The sequence below is a fragment of the Moraxella sp. CTOTU46711 genome, from assembly GCF_031975715.1.
In the GTDB taxonomy this organism is placed as follows: domain Bacteria; phylum Pseudomonadota; class Gammaproteobacteria; order Pseudomonadales; family Moraxellaceae; genus Faucicola.
The window spans coordinates 68,598-94,687 of the sequence record NZ_DALYMP010000007.1 but is presented as its reverse complement, the minus strand read 5'-3'; the positions used below and the strand labels follow the sequence as shown (position 1 = coordinate 94,687).

The window sequence follows — 26,090 nt, the reverse complement described above, 5'->3', positions numbered from 1 at the left end:
TGTTACAACAACAGTATAACAGCGTGACTGTTAAAGGCTTGGGCAAGCGTATCGGCAAAGTTTCAACCGCCGCAAGCTTGACGCTAATGGGTCTAATGGCACAGATGCCAGCATGGGCAGCTGGCGCCCTTGAAGGCGAAGTAAAAAAACAACCGCTGAATATCTCAGCTATTATCATGTTCTTAATTTTCGTTTTGGCAACACTCGGTATTACTTACTGGGCGTCAAAACAAAACAAGACCGCTAGCGACTTCTATACCGCCGGCGGTGGTATCTCAGGTACCAAAAACGGGATCGCCATTGCCGGGGACTATATGTCAGCGGTAACCTTTTTGGGGTTATCGAGTATGGTTTTTACCGTCGGTTATGATGGCATGATTTATACGCTAGCCTTCTTGATTGGCTGGCCAATTATTTTATTCTTAATCGCTGAGCGGCTACGTAACTTGGGTAAATTTACCTTCGCAGATGTGGCATCTTATCGTTTTTCCCAAACCCCAGTACGTATTTTTGCGGCATCCGGTACCTTGGTCGTCGTTGCGCTATACTTGGTTGCGCAGATGGTTGGTGCGGGTAAATTGGTTCAATTATTATTTGGATTAGATTATATTTACGCAGTAATCATCGTTGGTGTGTTAATGATGGTTTACGTATTGTTTGGCGGTATGCTAGCCACCACTTGGGTGCAGATTATCAAAGCTATTTTATTGATGTCAGGTGCGACTTTCATGGCCCTTATGGTAATGAACCATGTTGGCTTTAGTTTTGAAAATTTATTCAAGTCAGCCGTCGCTGCCCATAGCAAACACGAATCAATTTTGTCGCCTGGTAAATTGGTTAATAATCCCATTGAATCTATCTCATTAGGTTTGGGTCTATTGTTTGGTACAGCAGGTTTACCACACGTATTGATGCGTTTCTTTACGGTGCCAGATGCCAAAGCTGCGCGTAAATCAGTGTTGGTGGCTGCAAGCTGTATTTCATACGTATTCTTCTTAATTGTTCTTATTGGCTTGGGTGCCATCGTTATCCTAGCTGAACATCCAGATTATTTCACGACAGTAGTTAAAGATGGCGTAAGCTCACAAGCACTCATCGGTGGTGCCAACATGGCAGCAATTCACTTGTCCCATGCCGTGGGTGGTAACTTATTCTTAGGCTTTATTTCGGCGGTTGCTTTCGCGACTATCCTAGCGGTTGTGGCAGGTTTGACTTTATCAGGCGCCTCAGCGGTCAGCCATGACTTGTATGCTAGTGTTATCAGAAAAGGTCAAGCGAGACCTGAAGAAGAGATGCGTGCATCAAAAATTACTGTGGTTGCGTTAAGTTTATTGTCAATCGTGACCGGTATTATCTTTGAAAACCAAAACCTTGCGTTCATTGCAAGCTTGGTATTTGCGGTCGCGGCATCTGCTAACTTCCCGATTCTTTTCTTAGCGATGTTCTGGCGTGGTCTAACCACTCGTGGTGCGGTAATCGGTGGGTTTGCAGGCTTAGCAGTTGCAGTGTTACTGATTATCTTAGGACCTGCGGTTTGGGTAGATATCTTGAAACACGAATCACCCGCTTTCCCCTACAAAAACGTGGCATTATTTAGTATGCCTGTGACCTTCATTCTAGCGTGGATCGCATCTATCACTGACAACTCACCACGCGCTGAGTTAGATAGAAAAGGCTTTGATGCACAGTATGTACGTTCATTAACCGGTATCGGTGCGTCAGGTGCATCTGACCACTAATCCAATGTTCAATAACAAATACCGCTTACGATAAGCGGTATTTTTTTATATGGAATTTTTTATAAAACCTACGAATTTTATCCTTGATGAATCTCAAGAAGGTTTTGGGTTGTCGTGGCATCAGCTTGTTTGACATACAATTTTGATTTTGAGCTATAAGGCACTAGCCCTGAAGGTACTACGCCTTTAGCAGATTCGTAATTATGAATGGAGTCATCGAAGAAAATATGCGGAGCAAAGGTTTGCAGTACATGGCGTTTATCCAAGCCACCTAAAAAGAATGCCAAATCTACATTGACGCCCCAATCACGCAATGTCTTAATCGCGCGCAAATCAGCAGGCGCATTGCGCGCGGTCACCAGTGCAATTTGAATGGGTGGATGCTTGATTTTAGCAGGCAGGCGTTTTTGTAGTTTAGAGAGTTTAATTAAAAAATCCGCATACGGGCCTTTATTCATCGGCACATTACTCATTTTGGCTTCATAATCATGAAACGCTTTGAGTCCTTGCTGGCGCGACAATAGCTCCCCTGCTTCATCAAATAATACGGCATCGCCATCAAATGCAATGCGTAACTGATTGGTGTCTAGCTCTTTCATATTAATAGGCGGCGCATCCAAAATCGCGCAGGCACACACGCCTGCATCGGTGACTTGCTGGGCATCGTCATGATTGGTGGTCAAAAACAAATCCACCTTAAAATCTGCCACATAATCCGCCACCCCTTCGCCTGAGGTAAATGCCGAGCGACTAATCGGTAGTCCATGACTACGCAGCGCATTTAATACTTGAATACCGGTATCTGGGCTGTTTTTTGACATAATCACCACTTCAACCATGGGCGCAGCGATGCCCTCACCCTTGTCATCGGCTGCACAATGGTGATTGAGATTGAGTAAGGCTTTGATAAGCGGATAACCCGTCCCAGTTTGCAATGGGTCATTTTCGCGTTCAATCATATAGCTGCGAAATTTATCAATCGCCGTTTCTGGATCTTCGGTTAACGCTTGTTGAAAAAACCGCTCAGACTCCGATAGGTCAAACAATGCCGTGGCAGAGACCGCCACAATTAATGTATTGGAAAAATCAACTGACATAAAAATGCCCTTAATCAATCGTATTGTTATGAAGCATAGCACTCACTATCCTGTAGTTATATAAGTTTTGCCACGGGTAATCTAGATTATTCCTGTAACTTGTTCGGGTAAAGATCCACAGCTTAGTCTCAAGACACCCAGTCAAATTAAAGATACCCAGCCAAATTGTAGATACCAAGCATTGGCTGTCGTCTATTACAGTGTTTTTTTACATGGATATCATGAGCTGCCTAATTTTCTGCCATAACTGCAAGCAATTCAATCAGCAAGTTGGTTTCATCACCGCAATTTGCTATAATATCTTGTTTACGCTTTTTGCAAAGCGACGAATTCATGGGATTGTAATGCCTACCTAGACACGGTAAGTCTGGATGAGCAGAGTTTTTCCCTTTTTTTATTCCCATCTCTCACGGTTACATGACCGATAGTAACGGTCATCACTGCCAAAGGACAACAGGAGCAATTATGGTAGCCATTACCTTACCAAACGGCGATATTAAACAATTTGATGGACAAACGTCAGTCATGGAAGTGGCGCAAAGCATCGGCGCAGGGCTTGCCAAAGCCACCGTTGCAGGACGTGTCAACGGTAAATTAGTTGATGCGTGTGACCCGATTAGCGAAGATGCCAGCGTTCAAATCATCACGCCAAAAGACGAGGAAGGTGTGGAAATCATTCGCCACTCGACCGCTCACCTACTGGGTCATGCTGTCAAACAGCTGTATCCTGAGGTGAAGATGGTTATCGGTCCTGTGATTGAAGAGGGTTTTTATTACGATATCTACAGCGAGCGCCCGTTTACGCCAGAAGACATGGAAAAAATCGAAGCGCGCATGACGCAATTGATTAACCAAGATTACGATGTTATCAAAAAAATGACACCGCGTGACGAGGTTATCAAAGTATTCCAAGACCGTGGCGAGACTTATAAATTACGTCTTATCGAAGATATGCCGAATGAAACTCAAATGGGTTTATACTATCATCAAGAATATGTTGATATGTGCCGTGGACCTCACGTGCCCAATACCCGTTTCTTAAAAGCCTTTAAACTCACCAAAATGAGTGGTGCCTACTGGCGCGGTGATGCCAAAAATGAGCAGCTTCAACGTATCTACGGTACCGCTTGGGCAGATAAAAAAGACCTAAAAGCTTATATCCAGCGTATCGAAGAAGCGGAAAAACGCGACCATCGTAAAATCGGTAAAGCGCTTGATTTATTTCATATGCAAGAAGAAGCGCCTGGTATGGTGTTTTGGCATCCCAATGGCTGGACGATGTGGCAAGTACTTGAGCAGTATATGCGCAAAGTACAAAAAGATAACGGCTATCTTGAAATCAAAACCCCGCAAATCGTCGATAGAAGCCTATGGGAAAAATCAGGTCACTGGGAAAATTATGGTGACATGATGTTCACCACCCACAGTGAAAAACGTGACTATGCGATTAAGCCGATGAACTGCCCGTGTCACGTGCAAGTGTTCAATCAAGGGTTAAAATCCTACCGTGACTTGCCATTGCGTCTTGCTGAGTTTGGCTCATGCCACCGTAATGAGCCGTCAGGTTCGCTCCATGGCATCATGCGGGTGCGTGGCTTTACCCAAGATGACGCCCATATTTTTTGTAGTAATGAGCAAATCAAACAAGAAGCCCAAGACTTTATCAAGCTTACCCTTGATGTGTATAAAGACTTTGGTTTTGATGACGTGCAAATGAAACTCTCGACTCGCCCAGAAAAACGGGTCGGTGCTGACGAACTGTGGGACTTGGCAGAAAAAGACTTAGCGGACGCATTGGATAATGCAGGGCTTGACTGGCAGTATCTGCCAGGGGAAGGCGCATTTTATGGACCCAAAATCGAGTTTAGCCTCAAAGACTGTCTTGGCCGCGTATGGCAATGCGGTACACTGCAGCTTGACTTTAACTTGCCAGAGCGACTAAGTGCGGAGTTTGTCAATGAGCAAGGCGAACGTGAGCGCCCTGTGATGCTCCACCGTGCGATTTTGGGGTCATTTGAACGCTTTATCGGTATGCTTATTGAGCATTACGCCGGCTGGATGCCAGTCTGGCTTGCACCGCAGCAAGTTGTGGTGATGAATATTACCGACAACCAAGCGGCAGCCTGCCAAAAAGTCGCCGAACAATTGAATCAAGCCGGACTTCGTGTCATCACCGATTTGCGTAATGAGAAAATTGGCTTTAAAATTAGAGAACGCACCCTTGAACGTATTCCTTATATGATTGTCATGGGTGATAAAGAAGTAGAAAGCAACCAAGTTAACGTGCGTACTCGTGAAGGTGACAACCTTGGCGTGATGAGTATCGATGCCTTTATTGACTTGGTTAACCAAGCGACCGCCCAAAAAGGGCGCGTCAAATCAAAAACAGCGTAGGAGTAAGTATTATTAAGAGTTCAAACCGATTAGACATCAACGAGGAAATTCGTGCCAAAGAGGTACGCTTAGTCAAAGAAGACGGCGAACAAGTTGGTGTTGTGGATATAAAAACGGCTTTGCAGGCCGCCCGTGATGCTGAGTTGGATTTGGTCGAGATAGTACCAGACGCTCAGCCTCCTGTTGCCAAAGTGATGGACTACAGAAAATATCTGTACGACCAAAAACAAAAAGCCAAAGAAGCCAAAAAGAACCAAAAACAAACGCAGCTTAAAGAAATCAAATTGCGTCCTGGCACGGAAGAAGCCGACTATCAAGTCAAACTTCGTAAAATTCGTGAGTTTTTGGAAGACCAAGACAAAGTCAAAGTCACCATTCGCTTCCGTGGTCGTGAGATGGCTCACCAACAAATTGGCTTGCAGCAGCTTGAAAAAGTCATTGCCGATACGACCGATGTTGCCAATGTTGAACAACAACCAAAAGTTGAAGGTCGGCAAATGGGTATGCTACTTGGACCTACCAAGAAAAAATAATCAGTAAACCCTAATCTATAAAAAAACCACATTAAACTATGTGGTTTTTTTATTGGCGTGTTGAGACATTGATAAAAGTTTAAGCTTTTAAATCACTATATTCAGGGTGTTTCTGTAGATAGCTTGCCACATAAGAGCAGGCTGGGACTACTTTTTTACCTTGCTCACGGGCATAGTCTAGCGCGTGCTTGGTGAGCTCCCCTGCAATGCCGCGCCCGCCAATCGCGTCTGGCACAATGGTATGGTCATATACGATGACATCACCATTATCCACATAGCTGATGTAAGCAGTAGTGCCGTCAACGGTGGTTTCAAAGCGTTGTGATTGTTCGTTATGGTGGATCGATAATTGTAAATCCGACATGGTTGTCTCCTTGTGTATTTTTTTGTCTACTATGCTATCTGTGACTTAGTTATTTGTCGCTTGGTTATTTGCCGTTTGATAGTAGCACAGCCACTGTCCATGACTTGTAAAAGTTTTTGCCTATTCGGTATGGGGTTTGCAAATGATTTTTCGCTAGGCTTTTGCCTTGCCCCACCTTGTTAACAATGCGATAATAAGCGGTTAAATCTTACCATTTTTCAAATTTTTTGGCGTGTACGATACGCCTTACCTTCACTTGCTATTAGCTAACTTAAACAGGAAAAACATGGCTCAATATATTTATACCATGAACAAGGTATCAAAAATTGTTCCACCCAAACGGGAAATCCTAAAAGACATCAGCCTGTCTTTTTTCCCTGGTGCAAAAATCGGTGTGCTGGGCCTCAACGGCGCCGGTAAATCAACCTTGCTTAAAATCATGGCAGGTGTGGACACCGAGTATAACGGTGAAGCGCGTGCGCAAGCGGGTATCAAGATTGGCTACCTTGCCCAAGAACCTCAGCTAGACCCTGCCAAAGACGTGCGCGGCAATGTAGAAGACGGTGTGCGTGAAGCCCTAGACGCATTGGCGCGTCTTGATGAAATCTATGGCGAATATGCGCTACCCGATGCTGACTTTGACAAACTTGCCTCCGAGCAAGGCAAAATGGAAGACATCATCCAAGCGTGGGATGCCCATAACCTAAACAACCAACTAGAAAAAGCCGCCGATGCCTTACGTCTGCCACCGTGGGATGCCGACGTGAGCAAATTATCGGGTGGTGAAAAACGCCGCGTTGCCCTGTGCCGTCTATTGCTATCAAAACCTGACATGCTGCTTCTTGACGAACCGACCAACCACTTGGATGCCGAATCAGTCGCTTGGCTTGAGCATTTCTTAAAAGATTATAGCGGCACCATTGTAGCGATTACCCATGATCGCTATTTCCTTGATAACGTTGCCGAATGGATTTTGGAGCTTGACCGTGGCTATGGCTACCCTTACCAAGGTAACTATACCGAGTGGCTTGAGCAAAAAAATAAACGCCTAGAGCAAGAACAAAAGCAAGAAGAAGCCTTTGCCAAAGCGCTGAAACAAGAGCTTGAATGGGTGCGTAAAAACCAAAAAGGCCAGCAAGCCAAATCAAAATCTCGCTTGCAACGTTTTGAGGAATTAAACTCCAAAGAATTCCAACAGCGTAACGAAACCGCTGAAATCTACATTCCACCAGGACCACGTCTTGGCAACAAAGTGATTGAAGTCAACAATATCTCAAAATCATTTGGTGACCGTTTGCTATACGAAAACCTATCCTTCACTGTGCCACCGATGGCGATTGTGGGGATTATCGGACCCAATGGTGCAGGTAAAACAACCTTGTTCAACATGATTACAGGCAAAGACAAGCCAGACACGGGCACAGTTGAAGTCGGTGAATCAGTGAAAGTGGCGTATGTGGGACAGGTACGCGATGAGCTGGACGACAAAAAAACTGTGTGGGAAGAAGTCTCCGACGGTCTTGACATGATTACCGTGGGCGAATACACCACGCCTAGCCGTGCCTATATCGGACGCTTTAACTTTAAAGGTCAAGACCAACAAAAACTGGTCGGCAGCCTGTCAGGTGGTGAGCGTAACCGTCTGCAACTTGCCAAAACCTTAAAACAAGGGGCAAATGTGCTGTTACTCGATGAGCCATCGAATGACCTTGATGTTGAGACGTTGCGCGCACTTGAAGATGCGGTGGAAGTGTTCCCTGGTACGGTGATGGTGGTGTCGCATGACCGCTGGTTCTTAGACCGTATTGCCACGCATATTTTGGCGTTTGAGGATGAAGGTCCGATTTGGTTTGATGGTAACTACTCAGAGTTTGAAACATATCGCAAAAAACAGTTGGGCGCGGATGCGGAACCGAAACGCATGAAATATAAAAAGATTGCGAAATGATGTAATGGCTAAACTTTGTTAAAATAGCCCATCGTGACCTAAGTTGCGGTGGGTTTTTTATGGGGGAAGTTAATGGGCTATAATTTTGGTTTTATCAGCGATGAGGATATTTTTAATCCACCAAATTTTTTCTCAATCAACACCCAAAATAGCTATCCTCATAATACGGCAATAATACTAGCTATAATTTGATTATGTCCAATTAATACCCATCGAAAAAATGTTGTTTAATGGGATTTAAATAAATTACTTGATGGGCTTTATTTTTATAATTATCAAATACTTGATTGATAACGTCTTCTATTTGTCTAGTATTAACCGCCTGATTGTTAATCTGTAAAAATCCAATTGGTATGGCAGGGTGCTTTTCAAATAACTTGCTGTTATGGCGTTCAAATACAATGCGCGGATGGCGGTCATGGCTAATATGAATTGCTTCAATATCTTGGTACGCTATCATGATATCCTCCTTGAACCATTGCGTTATACTGATATGCTGTTTGTTCAAAGTAAAAAGTGGTTTTTTATCAATCAATTGCTTTAATAATATTACACCCCAACCGATACAAAATATGATAATGATAATTTTAATAAGTTTAGGCAATTCACCCCGATGTGTGTCTATTGGATAAATTAGGTCATAACCAAAAAATACTAAGCCAATCATGCAAAAAATAGCAGAAAAAACCAGCATACGAGGTTGCTGATAAAACTTAATCGGTAATGCTAATTCCATTATCGCTTGATGTCGCGTCAAAATTATACCAACTCTAACCGTATTAAACTCTGATAAATCCTACCACCCCACTCATTGGGGCATACATAATCTGCAACCGCTTTTAGGTCGGAATACGCATTATTCATTGCCATGCCAACGCCTGCTTTCTGTAATATTTCATATTACAGACTCACCGTCAAATGCTATTGTATATTTAAATGTCAGCCTAAATTTATCTAATAAGTATGTAACGCCCCATGTTGTAGTAAAACCATGGCATGAGTGGAATGTAAAATATACTCTACGTTTGACAGAAAAAAACCAACTTATCAAAGTTGGTTTTTTTACTCAGATTTAAAAATTAAAACAACACCCGCACCCGAATGGTTTCTGGGATGTTTTTAAGCGCTTCAACCGCTTGCGCAGAATCGCCGCTACCCACATCCATCACCAAATAGCCCACATCTTCTTCCGTCATCAGGCTTTGGGCAAAGATATTGATATTGGCATCGGCAAATGATTTGTTAATCTGTGACAACACGCCAGGCACGTTTTGGTGGATGTGGAGCAAACGATGTGTGCCTTCTTTTTGTGGCATACTAACATTTGGGAAGTTCACAGACGTTGCGGTATCACCCATATCAGAGTAACGCACAAATTTTTCTGCCACTTCAAGACCAATATTGGCTTGGGCTTCTTGGGTTGAGCCACCGATATGCGGTGTCAAAATCACATTGTCAAACGCGCGCAGTGGTGATTCAAATTCTTCATCCGCTGATTTTGGCTCTTTGGGGAACACGTCAATCGCCGCGCCCAAGATATGACCGCTTTGTAGGGCTGCTGCTAGCGCATCAATATCCACACATTTACCACGCGCCGCATTAATAAGATGCGCGCCTGGCTTCATAGCAGCCAATTCTGTGGCGGTAATCATGTTACGCGTGCTTGGCAAATCTGGTACATGCAAGGTGACCACATCGGCTTTACCTAGCAGTTCTTCTAGGCTGCCCACTTGGGTGGCGTTGCCCAGTGGCAATTTGGTGACCACATCATGATAGATGACTTTCATACCAAGGCTTTCAGCAAGTACCGATAACTGGGTGCCAATAGAGCCATAACCCACGATACCTAAAGTTTTGACGCGCACTTCATAGCTGTCTTTGGCAGATTTGTTCCAGCCGCCACGATGTACCACTGCATTTTTTTCAGGGATACCGCGCATCAGCATAATGATTTCGGCAAGGACAAGCTCCGCGACAGAGCGGGTGTTAGAGTAAGGGGCATTAAAGACAGGGATACCCAGTTCACGGGCAGCTTCCAAGTCCACTTGGTTGGTGCCAATACAAAAACAGCCAATGGCGATGAGCTTTTCGGCTTTTTCTAAAATATCGCGGGTCAAATGGGTGCGAGAACGAATACCGATAAAATGGGCGTCTTTGATTTTTTCGATAAGTTCTTCGGGGTCTAAGGCGGTTTTGATGTTCTCAACATTGTGATAGCCCGCCTCTGACAGCACTTTAAAGGCATTGTCATGCAAGCCTTCAAGCATCAAAAAGCGGATTTTGTCTTTCTCAAGTGATAGATTTTGTGCCATAACAACCCCTAGTCAGTATTTTTAGTCAATTATCCTATCACACTTGCTGGGTTTTTTGTGGTGAAATTCCAGCAAGATGGCATGATTTTTTTGTCGCATGGGTAAAAAATTCTTCATCAGTCGCCAGCGTTTTTGTCAAAATTTACGCTGTTAGTTATGCTATGATAGAGCCTCAAAAACCTTTTCAATCTGTATAAAATATGGGTAAAAGCCAAGCCATGACTGCTAATCAGACCGCCATCAATACGCTCATTGAACAACTACGCCAGCAAGGATTTGACGAACACCAAATCAAAACCGATGCGGACAGTTTGGGCTTTTGGGGCAAAGATTGGACCAAGCATTTTGAACCCAATGCCAGCGCCATTGTCTTCCCAAAATCCACCCAGCAAGTGCAAGCCATCGTCAAGCTATGTAATGAGCTTAACATCGTCATCACCCCAAGCGGTGGACGGACGGGGCTATCGGCAGGGGCAGTTGCGGCCAATGGCGAAGTCGTGATTAGCCTTGATAAAATGCACCAAGTATTGGGCTTCTACCCTGCTGACCGTATGGTGGAAGTGGAGGCCGGCATCGTCACCAAAGCGCTGCAAGACTTTGCCCAGCAGCAAGGGTTATACTATCCCGTGGACTTTGCATCAGCTGGTTCTAGCCAGCTTGGCGGCAATATTGGCACCAATGCCGGCGGTATCAAAGTCATCAAATACGGCATGACCCGCAACTGGATTTTGGGCATGACCGTGGTGACAGGCAAAGGCGATATTTTGCACCTTAATAAAGGCATGATAAAAAATGCCACCGGTTATGACTTGCGTCATTTGTTTATTGGGGCAGAAGGTACGCTTGGGATTGTCACTGAAGTGCAAGTCAAGCTAGAGCGTCAGCCAAAAAACCTAACCGTCATGGTGCTTGGCGTACCAGAGTTTGCCAATATCATGCAAATCTTGTCAGCGTTTCAGTCCAAAATGGATTTGACCGCGTTTGAATTTTTTGATGATGTCGCCGTTGACAAGTTACTTGCCACAGGGCATGTACAAAAACCGTTTGAAACCGATGCGCCATTTTATGCGTTACTAGAATTTGAAGCGCCCTACGAGCCGATTATGGACATGGCGATGCAGATTTTTGAGGACTGTATGAGCGAAGGCTGGGTGCTTGATGGGGTGATGAGCCAATCGATTCACCAAGCCCAAGAGTTATGGAAACTGCGCGAGTATATCTCTGAAACCATCTCGGTATTTACTCCGTACAAAAATGACATCTCCGTACTCATCAGCCGCGTGCCAGAGTTTATCGCGGATATCGATGCCATTGTTAGCCAAAACTATCCGGATTTTCAAGTTTGCTGGTTTGGGCATATCGGCGATGGTAATTTACACTTAAATATTTTAAAGCCAGAGAACCTTAGCAAAGACGAATTTTTTGAAAAATGCCAAGTGGTCAACAAGTATGTGTTTGAAACGGTGCAGAAATACAACGGCTCTATCTCAGCCGAGCATGGTGTGGGCATGACCAAAAAACCGTATCTTAATTACACCCGTCCTGACGAAGAAATTGATTATTTGCGCGCCATCAAGCAAGTCTTTGATCCCAATGGGATTATGAATCGTGGTAAGATTTTCGACTAGATAACATTGATGCAAAAAAAGGATACAAAAAAAGACCTTTAACTGAGGTCTTTTTTTGTCGCTCACATGGTTAGATTTTATTCACATTCATTGTGTCTGGCATGTTAACAATCGGTTTGAGTAGTTCAATGGCATCGGCGACAGTATTACAAACGATTAATCGATGTAAATCTTCTGGCTTCATAAAGCCTTGCTCAGCGGTAAATTGTAGATGTTCAACCAATTTGTCATAAAAACCATTGATATTGAGAATAATCATCGGTTTTTCATGTTGATATAGCTGTCGCCAAGTGGCAATTTCCATGATTTCCTCAAGCGTGCCAAGCCCACCTGGCAAGGTGATAAAGGCACTGGCATACTCTGCCATGATGGCTTTACGGGTATGCATGGTATCGGTCAAATGCAAACGCGTCAGCCCGCCATGCGCCACTTCTCTATCCATCATAAATTCAGGAATCACACCTACGGCAATACCGTTTTTTTCAATCACACCATCGGCAACCGCGCCCATACAGCCAATCACCGCACCGCCATATACCAGACCTAATCCCGCTTCAACCAATGCCCTACCCAGTTCATGCGCCGATTGGACATAGACAGGGTCATTGCCTTTGCGAGAGCCGCAATACACAGCGACTAAGGGAACATCAATATCATGAAGTTTGACAATTTGTGCAATATCGCTCATTTCTTTACTAGTAATAATATCTACGGGTATCATGCTTTTTCCTTTTAATGTGTTGTCATTATAGGTCAATCATCCTACAAATTCGTGAACGCATCCTAGGCGCAGCGTATCTCATTTTGGCTACATTTGGCGCATAGGCATTATAATTGGTGCAGTTGGCGAAAAATAAAGCAATGGCTGTTAAAAAGCCATCAATGAAAGGCTGCATAAGATAGCTTCGATAAGAAAGGCTTGATAATAAAAGTAGGCTATCAAAAACTATCAAGGAGACCACCTAGGTATGATGACCTAAGTCTGATGATAGGTATTGTGGGCATCGGCAGTCTCTGGCACAGATGGGCGTAACTCAGTGAGCGCTGCAGCATAACCATGTTTGCCAGATTGCTTCAGCCAAGCGCTTGCTTTATCGGCATCGGCAGCGACGCCATTGCCACTGGCATAGATGTTGGCAAGAAAATATTGGGCTTGTGCGTGTCCAAGCTCGCTCGCCATTTCGTATTGGCTGATGGCATTGTCACAATCGACAATGATAGTTTCACCGATGTCATCACTACTGTCATTGAGATACGGATTGCCACCTTGGTACAGCCAGCCTAACGCAAGATAGGCTGGGCGAAAACTTTGATTGGCGGATTTTTCTAGCCATTCCAGTGCCGTTTCAGTACAAATATGATTGCCACCGAGTCCATATAAAAAAGCCAATCCCATATTGTATTCGGCTTTGGCATGACCGAGTAGTGCCGCTTGCTCAAAAAAGTTAAAGGCGCGTTTTAAGTCCGCCTGAATAATCGCAACACCTCGCGCAAAAATCGCGTCACTATCAGGATGGACGGGCACATCATCGTCATCAAAATTGATGGGCTGGCTTTGGGGAGTGAATACATCGTCAATAGTAAAGGCAGGCGTCGTATCTGATGCCGCTTGATGCGCTAAATTATCGCCTACTCTGTAATTCTCTGGCATTGTGCTAGCTGGCGTGGTATTAGGTATCGGCTTTTGGGCAAATTTATCTGCCGCTAAGCGTGCCATCGCTTGTGGATGGTTTTGATAAGCCGCTTGGTGGTACCAAAAGTGTGCCAAATCATCATTGTGCTTGAGCCCGCCAAGTCCTCTCTCATAAGCGATACCCAAATTGTACTGGGCAACCGCTTCGCCCTGTTCTGCTGCTTGGATAAACAGTAAAATCGCCTTTTTGCTATCCTGCGCTAAGCCTTTGCCTGTCAAATACAGCATCGCCAAACGTACTTTGGCTTCGGTAAAACCCAATTCGCTAGCGGTTTGGTAGCAATGGATGGCTTTATTCAAATCTTGCTGGTAGCCCAAGCCTTGTTCAAACAATAGCCCCAGATAAGTTTGCGCCGCATGATGTGACTGCTTGGCAGCATTGAGCCAATAAAACCCCGCGCTGCGGTAATTTTGTGCCACGCCGATACCTTGGGCATAATAAAGCCCAGTCTGATATTGCGCTTCGGCATCGCCTGTCTGCGCCAATTGATAAGACTGTGAAAACGCTTGGGCTTGCTGTTCGTATTCAGACGTTGGGGTCATACCGTATTCCGCGAAATTTGATGGGGTCAAAAGGTTTATATTGCGTCTGTTTATAGCGGCTGATACAACACGCCGACCAACAACACCGTGATATCCTTCGCTGCTGGGGCAATCTGTACAGTATCAAGTGCTATTGACTGGGCATAATACGTGCTTGCCAAGCTGTCGATTTGGCTTTGTAACTGCTGCCCAATGCTGTCTAACTCCTGCTGCAGCTGCTGACGAATCGTATCAAGCTCTGCGACGGTTTGTTTGTTGGCATTGATATCGCCCACCGAGTTCATGGCACGTTTGACGTTATTGATATTGGTCTGTGACAACGCTTTGCGCCCCATAAACGCCCCTAAGACCGCAGAGCCAATACTGACCCCTGCATCCAGCCAGCCTTTGCTCGACTCAGCGGCTTGTTGTTGGTATTTTTCATTGGCGGCTTGCAGTTTTTTGGCTAGCGCGTCTTGTTTTTTAGCAAAGCTATCACGCAGCTGGGCAATGGCGATATCACGCTGTTCATGCAGCGGTACGATGAGCCGATTGCGGAAGGCTTCTTCGCTCTCTGCCACTTCGCTATACAGCTTTAAACTATCGACATACCACAAATTTAACACTTGCTGCTGACGGATGGCTTCTTTCACCGCTTTTTCCCAAATTTTCCATGATGCCTTGTCAAGTGCTTGGGTAGGCAGTTGTTTGAGCACAGCAGGTTGGTGCGGAGCGGATTGTAACTGCTCAAAGGTCAAATCACTTAAAATCGCTTGATGCCAATCTACCACCAACGGCGGCTCACCAAATGCTGTGGTTAATAATAGCTGCTGCTGACTTTGGGCGCCTGATTTTTTGTCATTAAAAAATACCCGCGCATAGGCAAAGGCAGTAGGCTCATAGAAGGTTTGCCCATCGCCCGCCATGTCTTTGGGGGCATAATACAAGCCCACATCTTTGGGCAAGGCCGGCGGCTGCCTCATGGTGCTTGCTAATGGATTGATGGCAGGCGTGGTGGCTTGCGTTTGCGCTGGGTCGGTAGGGGTGGCTTGGCTATTGGCTTTGAGCTGTGCTATGGCTTGTTTGCTAAGCGGTCCTGATAAGTAGTTGAGCGTGAAGCGGGTGCTAAAAATCACAGGGCTGGTGTCATGCACATTGTGCAGCAAAAATTGGCGTTTACCGAGTTTATCAAACCACGCATTGAGCGCCGCTTTATCCAGTCCACTGCTGCCGCTGGCAGAGAGCAAGCCATCCATCACTCGTTCACGGTCTTGGGCAGTCTGCAACCGTCCGATAAACCAAGTACCCGCGTTGGATAATGCTTTGTAGTCCAAATCCACTGGGTTTTGGGTTGATAACACAATCCCCAGACCAAATGCACGCGCTTGTTTTAGTAGGGTCAACAGCAATACTTTGGTCGGTGGATTGCCAATCGGCGGTAGATAGCCAAACACTTCATCCATGTACAAAATTGCCCGCAAGGTTGATGTGCCTTGCTGACGGCGCATCCAGCCCAATAAATTGGTGAGTAACAAGGTGACAAAAAATAGACGCTCATCATCGGATAGATGCGCAATATTGAGCACACTGGTTTGCGCTTTGCCGTTTTTATCATAAAACAGTGCGCCAGCATCCAGCGGCATGCCTTTGAGCCAGCTGGCAAAACTCGGTGATGCCAAAAGCGTATTAAGCTTCATCGCCAGTGCGCTACGGTCTTTATCCGCAAATACTTGTGACAGCGGCAGGATGCCGATTTTGTCAAACGGTGGCGTTTGGATTTGGGTAATCAAATCCACCAAGGTTAAAGTTTGGTTATTGTCCCAAGCGTTTTTAAGTAGCTGTGCCAAAAACACATGCTCTGGAGCAAGTTTATCCCCATCGACTTTTAATAGCACCAACAGTGCCGACACTGTCGCATCGATATACTCCGCATAACTTTCGCCATCATTTTTGACACTATCGGGCGGCGGGACGAGATTGCCAAGTAGGGCAATCGGTAAGCCATTCTCGCTACCTGGGGTATAGACACTGACACGATTGGCGGCTTTGAGTGCTTGCACACGCTCCGGGGTTTGAAAACTTTTGCCAAGCCCTTGTTGCCAGTTTTCTGCGGTTTGCTTGGCAAACTCTGCTACACTCATACCCGCTTGATTTGCCATGCCGCTATCAATCCACGGCTCAAAGTCACTGGCTGCCAAATTTGGGAACGTCAATGCCAAATTACCCAAATCACCTTTGGGGTCAATCGCAATCACCGGAATATTATCAAGCGCGGCTTCTTCAAGTAAAGTAATCCCCAAACCCGTCTTACCCGAGCCCGTCATCCCGATAATCACGGCATGGGTTGTTAAGTCAGCTGCATCATATAGGGTTGCTTGACATTGTGTAAGCTCTGGGTACACGTCTTGACCGAGATAAAACTGACCGATACTATCAGCAATATTATTGGTGAGCGTTGGCATGGGATTCCCTAAAAATTTTTATAAGTAATGATTGATCGCCAACATGACGACTGGTCTAATTGCTTAATTGTTTAACAACCTGAGTGGCGGTATGTCGGTTTCATTATATGTAAAATTTTATCATTTCGCCTAGCAAAATTTGTCGATTCTTTTGTCGATCCTTAACGCAATTTTTTAGCGCCAAAAAGATAATCCTTAATAATTTTTGATACCAAATTTTGAAGTTTACCCGTTTACTGTTGGGCATTAAAAGCTGAGCAATAAAAAAAGCGATGGGTGACATCGCTTTTGGTAGGATTGCATCATCGCACTATGCTAATTAAGTTTAAAACTACTTTATAAAAATCATCTTGTCAGCGATTTCGTTGCCGCTTGGGTCATTGTCTAATTGGTAATATTGACGAAGCAATTGCCCCACATCGCCCAATAGCGCAACCAAGCTATCAATGTGTCGATTGGCTTTAATACCTTCGATAGCCTTGTCGCACATCGCTTGCCACATGGTTGGCATCACATGGCTATTGATGCCTCTATCGGCCACAATCTCCAGACGCCGCTCACAGATATTAAGATACACCAACACCCCAGTATTATCCTGCGTATCCCAGACGCGATAATCCCCAAAAACTTCGATTGCTCTGTCTCGGCTGTTTTGTAGCCGTGCGGACGAAATAGGCAAATGATTCTCAATCACTAGCACCACTTCGCCGCGATGCCCTTGCTCAGCTTCGGTAATTGCTTGATTTAGCTGTTGTTGGGCAGTAGGCGTTAACCAGCGATTGTGCAGGCTAGGTATAAACGCAACTTGACGCCACCATCTAGCCCAACTTGGCACAGTGGAAGTGACTGTCGCCATCGGCGAGGTGTAAGCAATGGTTTCTTCGTTGGCACCATTCGTTGTAGTTATTGGGTCATTTGTGCTCATGAAAATTCCATAAAAAATAATGAAGTATATAGTTGATGATAAGGAGTAAAGTTAACAAAATTTTTTAACTGATGTTTCAATAACTAGCCGATTACTGACTACTGATTACCAATCGCCACCAGCACCGCCGCCGCCAAAGCCGCCACCGCCGCCACTAAATCCACCACCGCCAAAGCCGCCACCACCAAATCCACCGCCGCCAAAGCCGCCACCCGGTAGGAAGACAACCCCACCACCGCCTCTGCCACCGCGACCACCACCGCCACCTCGAAATAGCAAGAATAAAAAGACAATAAATGCCACAAATATACTACTCAGCAAGCCTGCACCAAAGATTGTACCAAGCGTTACAATGCCACCTGCTGTAGCGATAGAACCAAAAAAACGCCCTAATATACTGGTCAAAATCATGCCAGCGACAAAGCCAAAAAAGCCTAGGAAAATAAGCGGTATGCCGCCCTCTTGATTTGGCTGGGTATTGCTATTGGCATTGGTATTGACTCGATTGGCATCCGCTTGCTTTAAAATAGCAGGATCGGTCGTCAAGCGTTCTTCAATGCGATTAATTCCCGCGGTGATACCCCCGGCATAATCGCCTTGTTTAAATCTTGGGGTTATGTCATCGTTAATAATCCGTTTAGCCACGGCATCAGGCAGGGTACCTTCAAGACCATAGCCTGTTAAAATGTACATTTTACGGTCATTGACAGCAACAACCATCAACAGACCTTGATCGGTGTCTTTTTTGCCCAGTTTCCAGCGATCAGCGACCTTCATTGAATAGTCAAAAATATCCTCGCCATTGGTGGTTGGTACAATGACGACGGCTGCTTGCGCCAAGCCGCGGTCATTAAGACTACGCAGTTTGGTTTCAATCGCTTGTTTATCACTGGCAGATAGAATTCTTGCTTCATCAATGACAGGGTTATTTAGGATTAGTTTATCAGCGGCAACAGGAGCTTGGGTTGATTGCTTGGATGTAGTAGTCGTTTGGGCATTGGCGGTAGCTGTTGCCTGATTGCTATTTGTCTGATTGCCAGTTGCTTGAGTATTGACCCCTGGTATCGGCAGTGCATCATTGCCTAACGTCTCTTTAATTGCATCATTATTGAGTACAGCATCATTGAGCGCTTCATTGGTTTGTGCGGTTTTGGCAATCGCAACCATGTCCTCAACACTATGATCTTGTAGTGTGGGCTTAGCGGTAACGGTTGCGGAATTGGCTGTCGCCGTGGCAGTTTCTGCAACGGCAGCCGCCATAGGCATCACAAGCCCAATGCTCATGGACAGTACAGTAAACGTACTTACTACCAACCGCTTAGCTAAAAAACGAGACGACAATTTTTGCGGCTGTTTATGGGAGCGCTGTAAATTGGGCTGTGTCTGTGCAATATTCAATGACACCTGTGTTTCCTCAAAGTATGCAATTTTTTTATTATGATGTAGTCAATTCAACAACTATTTTAAAAAATTAAAAAATCAGTCTGACAATTTGTGCAAATCTTATCCACTGAGCCTGCCACCGACTTATAGCAGACTATTTAAAAAAATCTTCTTCGCTGTTAACCTTTAACCATACAGTTCACAATAGTGAATTAGGGTTTCGCTGTCGCGGTAGCCGAATTATTTACAGGCTGACCACCGGCATTGGCAGTGTTCCCATTGTTTTGCACTGGCTGACCGCCCGCATTTGCGGTGTTGGTATTGTTATTGCCAAAATCAACGGTTGGTGCAGTGGAGATTTGCGCCTCATTAGCAACAGTAAAGTTTGGACGGGTGTGCATACCAAACACTTTTGCGGTGACATTGGTTGGGAATTGACGTACGGTAGTGTTATAAGTTTGAACGTCTTGGATATAACGACCCCGTGCCACGGTAATGCGGTTTTCGGTACCTTCAAGCTGTGCTTGCAATTCTTGGAATTGTTTATCCGCTTTTAGGTCGGGATAGCGCTCTGACACTGCCATTAGGCGCGACAATGCACCGCCCAATTGATCTTGCGCTTGTTGATAGCGTTGGAAAGCCGCTGGGTCATTGAGTACATCGGCACTCACATTGATAGTCGTTGCTTGTGAACGCGCTTGTGTTACTTGGGTTAAGGTTGCTTGTTCGTGCTGGGCATAACGCTCAACGACTTTGACTAAGTTTGGAATCAAGTCAGCACGGCGCTGGTATTGGTTGACTACTTCTGACCATGAGGCGTTGATTTGCTCATCTTGCGCTTGCATAGAGTTATAGCCACAACCGGTCAAATTGGCAGAACCCACCACCAACGCTGCGGCTAATAAGGTGTTTTTTACTGTGGTATTGAATGGTTTCATAAGTTTTCCTCAAAAATAAATTAAATAAAGTGATGTCTAGGTTTTTGAAAATTATGAAGCTATGTGCAGATACTGTAAATTTACGTTTTGTATAGTGCTGTATGGTTTTGTATCAAACTGCAGCCCAATGAAACCGCGCTTATAAACCCCGCTTGGCTTGGTTGAAAGATGCCCTATCAGCGTCCCATAAAAAAGACCAGCCAACGCTGATCTTTTTGCTTACCTTCATTATCTACTAAAAAATTATTGCTGGGCAGCTTCAATTTGAATGACTAATTTCACCTTTTTACTCACACCCATTTTGACATAACCATCAATCCCCCAATCGGTACGGTCAATCGTGGTTTCAAAATCACCACCGTACACATATGCCATTAGCAAAGGACTGGCATAGCCATTAAATTTGCTCGCTGTCAAAGTGATAGGTCGAGTTTTTTTGAGCAAAGTTAGATTGCCTTTAATTTGGTGTAGTTTACCCTTTTTAAAGATAAATTTGGTAGAGGTAAATTGGGCAGTTGGATATTTATTGGCATTAAAAAAATCTTTACTTTTTAAGTCTTCATCAAATTTCTTATGACCTGTTTGCAATTTTTCCAACGGAATATCAAGGTTGATTTGTCCTGTTTGATTGTCAGGGTCAAATACCATGTCACCTTCTAAGCCATAAAACCCACCATGATTGGTTGAGGTACCAAAATGGTCAATGCTAAATCGCACATTGGTGTGCATCGGGTCGAGTTTATAGTTGATTGAATCAGATTTGACAATTTTTTTACTTACTGCTTTTGCGCCTAGACTGAAAGTTTTAGCCAAGGCTTTTTTGGTCAAAATGGCAGTGGTCGCCACGCCTGCAAGTTTGGCAAGTGTTCCTAAGTTGTTAGTTTTATCTGTCATAAACTTTCCTTTTATTATGAGTCGTTAAAAATGGCATTGGTTTGAATATTTTAACTTATCAATTGAATCAAGCTGTGCAAAGAGTGTTGGCAAAGTTCAGTATTTGTGAAATTAACTATCGTAAAAACGTAAAAAAGCCAATGCGTTAACATTGGCTTTTGGGTAACGCTAAGCAAGCTTATTGCTGTACGGCTTCAACTTGGATGTTGAGTTTCACGTCTTTAGCAAAACCCATTTTGACATAGGTATCCATGCCCCATTTGGTGCGGTCAATGGTAGTCTCAAAATCACCGCCACATACTTGCGCATTTTTCAGCATTGGGCTGTTGTAGCAGTTAAATTTAGTGGCTTTTAAGCTAACTGGGTTGGTTTTGCCCAATAGCGTCAAGTTACCGTCAACTTTCGTTACTTTGCCATTTTTGAAATGGAATTTGGTTGATTTAAAATTAGCCGTTGGGTATTTTTCAGCGTTAAAGAATTCAGCTGATTTTAAATGGTTGGTAAAATGTTCGTTACCCGTGTCAAGACTATTGACAGGAATATCAACATTGATGCTGCCTGTATTTTTGGCTGGGTTGTAGTTCAGGTCACCTGTTACGCCGTAGAAACCACCTTGGTTGGTTGTTGTACCGAAGTGATCAATCGCAAAACGTACATTGGCGTGGTTTGGGTCTAGTTTGTAGCTGGTGCTGTTGCTTGGCTTAACTTTTTCTACTTTGGCGGTTTTAGGCGCTTTTGTGACCGCTGCAGGTTGAGCCGCGGTTTCACCAACTTTTTGCGTTTCACCATTTTGCGAGATAACCAATTCAGCATTGGCAAATTGTGTGGCTAACAACGCTGTGATAGCGGCAGTGGCTAAAAGTTTGCTATTCATGGGATTTTCCTCGATATATTATAAGAACTGTATGGGCTTACAAGACATTGTTAATGAAACTTAACTTAGTCTATTTAGGGTTAAGTTATTATAACATATACTTTTCCCTTGTTATCGTGTATTGTTTGTAAATTGTTGCTAGTTTTTGACCGAGCCAAGACTTTTATCGTAACAGTCTTTATTGCCTTAGTCTGGTTAAGTTACGTTATTAAAAAAGGACAGCTTTTGCCATCCTTTTATAAAAAAATCATCTATATTAACTTTTATCTTAAGAATGCCCGAGCATTTCTAAACATCCGCATCCACGCCCCGTCATTGTCCCAAGCTTCAGGCTTCCAGCTGTGGTTATACGCCATCAAATTGCGCTCTGGGTGTGGCATCATCAAAGTCACACGCCCATCGGTGCTACAAATACCTGTCACCCCTTGCGGTGAGCCATTTGGATTGAGCGGATAATGCTCGGTTGGTGTGCCGAGACTGTCCACATAACGCATTACAATTTGCCCATGTGCGCTCATCCCTGCGATATCGGCATCACTCAACGTCGCAAAGCCTTCGCCATGTGCCACCGCAATCGGTAGAATGCTCTCTTGCATACCTTTTAATAGCACCGACTTGGTACGTTCAATTTTCACATTCACCGTACGCGCTTCAAACCGTGCCGATTTATTGGCGATAAAACGGGGGAAATTCTCTGCGCCTGGTATCAAGTCTTTAAGCTGGCTCATCATCTGACAGCCGTTACACACGCCAAGCGAGAAGGTTTCTGGTCGGGTAAAGAATCGCACAAATTGCATGCGTAATTCGTCATGGAACAGTACCGATTTTGCCCAGCCAGCACCAGCGCCAAGCACATCGCCATAACTAAAGCCGCCGCAAGCCACGAGCCCATCAAAGTCACGCAAGTTGACACGCCCTTTGAGCAAGTCACTCATATGCACATCGACCGCTTCTAGTCCTGCCCGTTTAAAGCCTGCCGCCATTTCTAGCTGACCATTCACGCCTTGCTCACGCAAAATGGCGACTTTAGGCTGTGCGCTGCGGCTATTGATGTAGGGGGCTTCAATCGCTTGGTTGAGATCATAATTGGCTTGCGCGATTAAGCCTTGATGGGATTTATCACCAATCAAATCAAAGGCCTGTTGTACGCATTCGGGGTTGTCACGGTCTTTGGCGATATGGTAGCTGACTTTGCTCCATTCTTGCTCAAGCTCGCTACGCTCAAAACGTAAATTTTGCGTGGCTGTTTGGATGAGTAAACTGTCTTCATCGGTGCTTTGACCGACTAGGCTTAACAACTCGCTGACGCCTGTTTTTTCGGCTAATTCAAGCAATTCGGCAACCTTATCGGACTTGACTTGAATCACCGCACCGAGTTCCTCAGCAAACAATTGACCGAGTAAATTGTCATCAGTTAACACCAATTTTACGCCTTGGCGACTGGTGAATTGCATCTCAGCAATGGCGGCAAGCAAACCGCCATCACCAATGTCATGATATGCGGTGATTAAGCCTTGGTTGTTAGCTTGTTGGATAAAGTTAAAAAAGTTGATTAAATCTTGCGGATTATCCAGGTCTGGGCAAGTATCACCCAGTTGGCTTAGGGTTTGGGCAAGGATTGAGCCACCCAAGCGGAACTGACCTTTTGATAAGTCTAAACGATAAAAAGCGGTTTCGCCAAGCGCTGAGCTGGTTAGCAATTCTGGGGTTAAGGTCTTGGTGACATCTTGCACAGGGGCAAAGGCAGTGATAATGAGCGACATGGGTGACACCACAGACTTGTTTGCTTGCTCATCTGACCAATTCGCCCGCATCGACAAGCTGTCTTTACCCACAGGAATGGCAATGCCAAGTGCCGGACAAAGCGTTTCGCCCACAGCATATACCGCATCAAACAACGCTTGGTCTTCTTTGTCCTCACCACAGGCTGCCATCCAGTTCGCCGACAAGGTAATGTCTGATAGCTTGGCGATATTCGCCCCTGCGATATTGGTAATGGCTTCGGCAACGGCAAGGCGCGCAGATGCGGCAGGATTAATCAAAGCAACTGGGGTACGCTCGCCCATACTCATGGCCTCGCCTGTCATCGGTTTGCCATCGACAGGAATAAGGGCAGAAGCGGTAACAGCACAGTCCGCCACTGGCACTTGGTAACGTCCAACATATTGGTCACGTACTACCATACCCGTGATGGAACGATCGCCAATGCTAATTAAGAAAGATTTACTGGCAACCGTGGGGTGACGCAGCACGTCTTTGACCGCTTCAGCCAAATCGACTTTATCAAGATTTAACGCTGTCAAATCTGGCGTGCTACGACTAAAGCTACGCTGCATTTTTGGCGTGCCACCGAGTAGCACTTGTAGTGGCATATCGACAGGCTGTTGGTCACCTTTGGTGTTCAGTAGTGGGTCATTGACCACCAACTCACGCACGTCAGTCGCTTCACCCAAAATCGCATACGGGCAACGCTCGCGCTCACAGATACTATCAAATAGTTCACGGCTCTGTGGACGGATTGCCAACACATAGCGCTCTTGGGCTTCATTTGACCAAATCGCCATTGGCGACATGCCATGCTCAAGCGACGGCACTTTACGCAAGTTTAACACCGCACCAAGTTCATGGTCATTCACAAGCTCAGGCATGGCGTTTGACAAACCCCCTGCCCCCACGTCATGAATCGACACAATCGGATTGTTATCTTCATCTGGCTGGTTTCCTGCCATCGCCCAACAGCGGTCAATGACTTCTTGACAGCGGCGTTCCATCTCGGCATTGTCACGTTGCACTGACGCAAAATCCAAGCCTTCATCAAGCTCACCACTATCCACCGAACTTGCCGCGCCACCGCCCAAGCCGATTTGCATGGCAGGACCCCCTAGCACAATCAGCAAATCACCTTGCTGAATCGGATTTTTTTCCACCAAATTGCGTTTGATATTACCGTAACCACCGGCAATCATAATGGGTTTGTGATAGCCACGCATTTGGCTGCCATCTTGATCTTTTGAGGTATCCAATTGGAATGAGCGAAAATAACCGACCAGATTTGGACGACCAAATTCATTGGAAAACGCCGCACTACCAAGCGGCGCTTGGGTCATGATTTCTAATGCGGACGCCATACGCGCTGGCTTGCCGTAGTCAGCAGTCGAGACTTTTCCGCTGTGCTCCCACTTTTCTGGCATATCAGGTAGCTGCAAATGCGACACATGGAATCCTGCCAAGCCAGCTTTGGGTTTACCGCCACGACCTGTCGCGCCCTCGTCACGGATTTCGCCGCCAGAGCCTGTTGCCGCTCCTGCGTACGGTGCAATCGCCGTTGGGTGATTGTGGGTTTCTACTTTCATCAAGATATCAATCGGCTCTTGGTGAAAATCGTATGCTAAATGATTGTTGTCGCTGTTTAATAGCGGATAAAAACGCTGTCCTTCATGCCCTTTTACCACCGCGGCATTGTCTTTATAGGCGGATAAAATATCGTTGGGATTTTGCTCGAAGGTATTTTTAATCATACCAAACAGAGATTTTGGCTGTACTTCCCCATCAATCGTCCATTGCGCATTAAAAATCTTGTGGCGGCAATGCTCGGAGTTGGCTTGGGCAAACATCATGAGCTCAACATCGGTCGGATTGCGCTTCAGCGCATTAACGTAAGCATCCATCAAGTAGTCAATATCTTGGCTCGATAACGCAAAACCAAACTCACGGTTCGCCGACTCTAACGCTTCACGCCCTTTGCCCATCACATCGACATGGTTGAGCGGTGCTGGCTCGTGGTCATCGAATAAGTGCTGAGCCTTTGCCAAATTATAAAATAGGCTTTGGGTCATGCGGTCGTACAACATCATCTCGATATCATGCGGGAGCTTTTCAGGCAAGTTTTCGCCGATGAGCGTATACACCACCAAGCGCTCAACACGCTCAATCGCTATCTCACAATTGTTAAAAATATCCGTCGCTTTACTTGCCCAAGGGCTAATCGTACCAAAACGTGGGCTGACGATGATTTGCAGCGTCTCTTTATTTTCATTTTGGTTTTCATGTTGGCTTGCTTGATTGAGCGCGATTTCGTCACCATGATTGAGCAAATCCACTGCTTTCTTATAATCGTGTTCTGCCAAATCCTTAGAAAAAATATAAACTTGCTGGCTTTTTAAGTGAGTGATTTTGAGATTGGTTTTTTGGCTAAGGGAATTTAGCAGTTTGGTGGTTTGAAAATCGGTTAAAAATGGGTGTCCAGCGATGATAGTCATAGAAAGTTCCGCTTGCTTTGGGAAAAGTTGGGAAAATAACAGAAAAGTTTCCGGCTATTATAGCATTAAACCCACGGGCTTATCACTTGTCTTGATGGTGATAGACTGTGATTTCACCCTGTGTT

At 45.2% G+C, this 26,090-nt stretch carries 19 protein-coding genes; 5 read left to right on the top strand and 14 right to left on the bottom strand.

Annotation, left to right across the window (positions count from 1 at the left end; genetic code table 11):
- Positions 1–86 precede the first annotated feature (86 nt).
- Complete coding sequence (locus RTJ53_RS09720; protein ID WP_312276795.1) at positions 87–1,739, top strand: cation acetate symporter; 1,653 nt, start codon at positions 87–89, stop codon at positions 1,737–1,739.
- A gap of 77 nt (positions 1,740–1,816) precedes the next feature.
- Here the strand turns inward: RTJ53_RS09720 and RTJ53_RS09715 are convergent, their stop codons facing one another.
- Entirely contained in the window at positions 1,817–2,836 is a 1,020-nt protein-coding gene (locus RTJ53_RS09715; RefSeq protein ID WP_312276780.1) for a 5'-nucleotidase, read from the bottom strand.
- Between the two features lie 465 nt (positions 2,837–3,301).
- Here RTJ53_RS09715 and thrS point away from each other — a divergent pair, with 465 nt between their 5' ends.
- Positions 3,302–5,230 carry a threonine--tRNA ligase gene (thrS, locus tag RTJ53_RS09710; protein WP_312276779.1) on the top strand — a complete coding sequence of 643 codons (1,929 nt, stop codon included), beginning with the start codon at positions 3,302–3,304 and terminating at the stop codon, positions 5,228–5,230.
- A 35-nt stretch (positions 5,231–5,265) separates the two neighbouring features.
- Positions 5,266–5,763: a translation initiation factor IF-3 gene (gene infC, locus RTJ53_RS09705; RefSeq protein ID WP_172460503.1), complete on the top strand. Its 498-nt coding sequence runs from the start codon at positions 5,266–5,268 to the stop codon at positions 5,761–5,763.
- Positions 5,764–5,842: 79 nt separating this feature from the next.
- Here infC and RTJ53_RS09700 read toward each other — a convergent pair whose 3' ends face one another.
- Positions 5,843–6,127, bottom strand: coding sequence for a GNAT family N-acetyltransferase (locus RTJ53_RS09700; RefSeq protein WP_128680523.1), 285 nt, complete (start codon positions 6,125–6,127; stop codon positions 5,843–5,845).
- A 286-nt stretch (positions 6,128–6,413) separates the two neighbouring features.
- Here RTJ53_RS09700 and ettA point away from each other — a divergent pair, with 286 nt between their 5' ends.
- A complete protein-coding gene (ettA, locus tag RTJ53_RS09695) occupies positions 6,414–8,075 on the top strand; it encodes an energy-dependent translational throttle protein EttA (protein ID WP_312276778.1) in 1,662 nt (553 codons plus the stop codon).
- A gap of 202 nt (positions 8,076–8,277) precedes the next feature.
- Here the strand turns inward: ettA and RTJ53_RS09690 are convergent, their stop codons facing one another.
- The 3 genes from RTJ53_RS09690 to serA all read right to left on the bottom strand — a co-directional run bounded on the left by RTJ53_RS09690 (position 8,278) and on the right by serA (position 10,387).
- Positions 8,278–8,811, bottom strand: a complete 534-nt coding sequence (locus RTJ53_RS09690; RefSeq protein ID WP_312276777.1) for a hypothetical protein — start codon at positions 8,809–8,811, stop codon at positions 8,278–8,280.
- A gap of 23 nt (positions 8,812–8,834) precedes the next feature.
- Complete coding sequence (locus RTJ53_RS09685; RefSeq protein ID WP_409418157.1) at positions 8,835–8,969, bottom strand: HAD hydrolase family protein; 135 nt, start codon at positions 8,967–8,969, stop codon at positions 8,835–8,837.
- 185 nt (positions 8,970–9,154) lie between these two features.
- Positions 9,155–10,387, bottom strand: coding sequence for a phosphoglycerate dehydrogenase (serA, locus tag RTJ53_RS09680; RefSeq protein ID WP_312276775.1), 1,233 nt, complete (start codon positions 10,385–10,387; stop codon positions 9,155–9,157).
- A gap of 218 nt (positions 10,388–10,605) precedes the next feature.
- Between serA and RTJ53_RS09675 the strand changes: the two genes are divergently transcribed.
- The gene (locus RTJ53_RS09675; RefSeq protein WP_260856488.1) at positions 10,606–12,015 is read left to right on the top strand and encodes an FAD-binding oxidoreductase; all 1,410 of its coding nucleotides are present in this window, start codon (positions 10,606–10,608) and stop codon (positions 12,013–12,015) included.
- 70 nt (positions 12,016–12,085) lie between these two features.
- Here RTJ53_RS09675 and RTJ53_RS09670 read toward each other — a convergent pair whose 3' ends face one another.
- From RTJ53_RS09670 to purL, 9 genes are all read right to left on the bottom strand, one after another.
- Positions 12,086–12,736, bottom strand: a complete 651-nt coding sequence (locus tag RTJ53_RS09670) for an LOG family protein (RefSeq protein ID WP_312276774.1) — start codon at positions 12,734–12,736, stop codon at positions 12,086–12,088.
- A 255-nt stretch (positions 12,737–12,991) separates the two neighbouring features.
- On the bottom strand, positions 12,992–14,251 hold the full coding sequence (locus tag RTJ53_RS09665) for a tetratricopeptide repeat protein (RefSeq protein WP_312276773.1): 1,260 nt from the start codon (positions 14,249–14,251) through the stop codon (positions 12,992–12,994).
- A gap of 50 nt (positions 14,252–14,301) precedes the next feature.
- Positions 14,302–16,692, bottom strand: a complete 2,391-nt coding sequence (locus RTJ53_RS09660) for an ATP-binding protein (protein ID WP_312276772.1) — start codon at positions 16,690–16,692, stop codon at positions 14,302–14,304.
- 331 nt (positions 16,693–17,023) lie between these two features.
- Positions 17,024–17,617 (bottom strand): TPM domain-containing protein, encoded by a 594-nt coding sequence (locus RTJ53_RS09655; RefSeq protein ID WP_409418155.1) that lies wholly within the window; start codon positions 17,615–17,617, stop codon positions 17,024–17,026.
- A 105-nt stretch (positions 17,618–17,722) separates the two neighbouring features.
- Positions 17,723–19,021, bottom strand: coding sequence for a TPM domain-containing protein (locus tag RTJ53_RS09650; protein ID WP_312276771.1), 1,299 nt, complete (start codon positions 19,019–19,021; stop codon positions 17,723–17,725).
- 191 nt (positions 19,022–19,212) lie between these two features.
- Positions 19,213–19,938: a LemA family protein gene (locus tag RTJ53_RS09645; RefSeq protein WP_312177173.1), complete on the bottom strand. Its 726-nt coding sequence runs from the start codon at positions 19,936–19,938 to the stop codon at positions 19,213–19,215.
- Positions 19,939–20,181: 243 nt separating this feature from the next.
- On the bottom strand, positions 20,182–20,832 hold the full coding sequence (locus RTJ53_RS09640) for a YceI family protein (protein WP_312276770.1): 651 nt from the start codon (positions 20,830–20,832) through the stop codon (positions 20,182–20,184).
- Positions 20,833–21,010: 178 nt separating this feature from the next.
- Complete coding sequence (locus tag RTJ53_RS09635) at positions 21,011–21,706, bottom strand: YceI family protein (RefSeq protein ID WP_239741363.1); 696 nt, start codon at positions 21,704–21,706, stop codon at positions 21,011–21,013.
- Between the two features lie 263 nt (positions 21,707–21,969).
- On the bottom strand, positions 21,970–25,965 hold the full coding sequence (gene purL / locus RTJ53_RS09630) for a phosphoribosylformylglycinamidine synthase (RefSeq protein ID WP_312276769.1): 3,996 nt from the start codon (positions 25,963–25,965) through the stop codon (positions 21,970–21,972).
- Between the last annotated feature and the right edge of the window lie 125 nt (positions 25,966–26,090).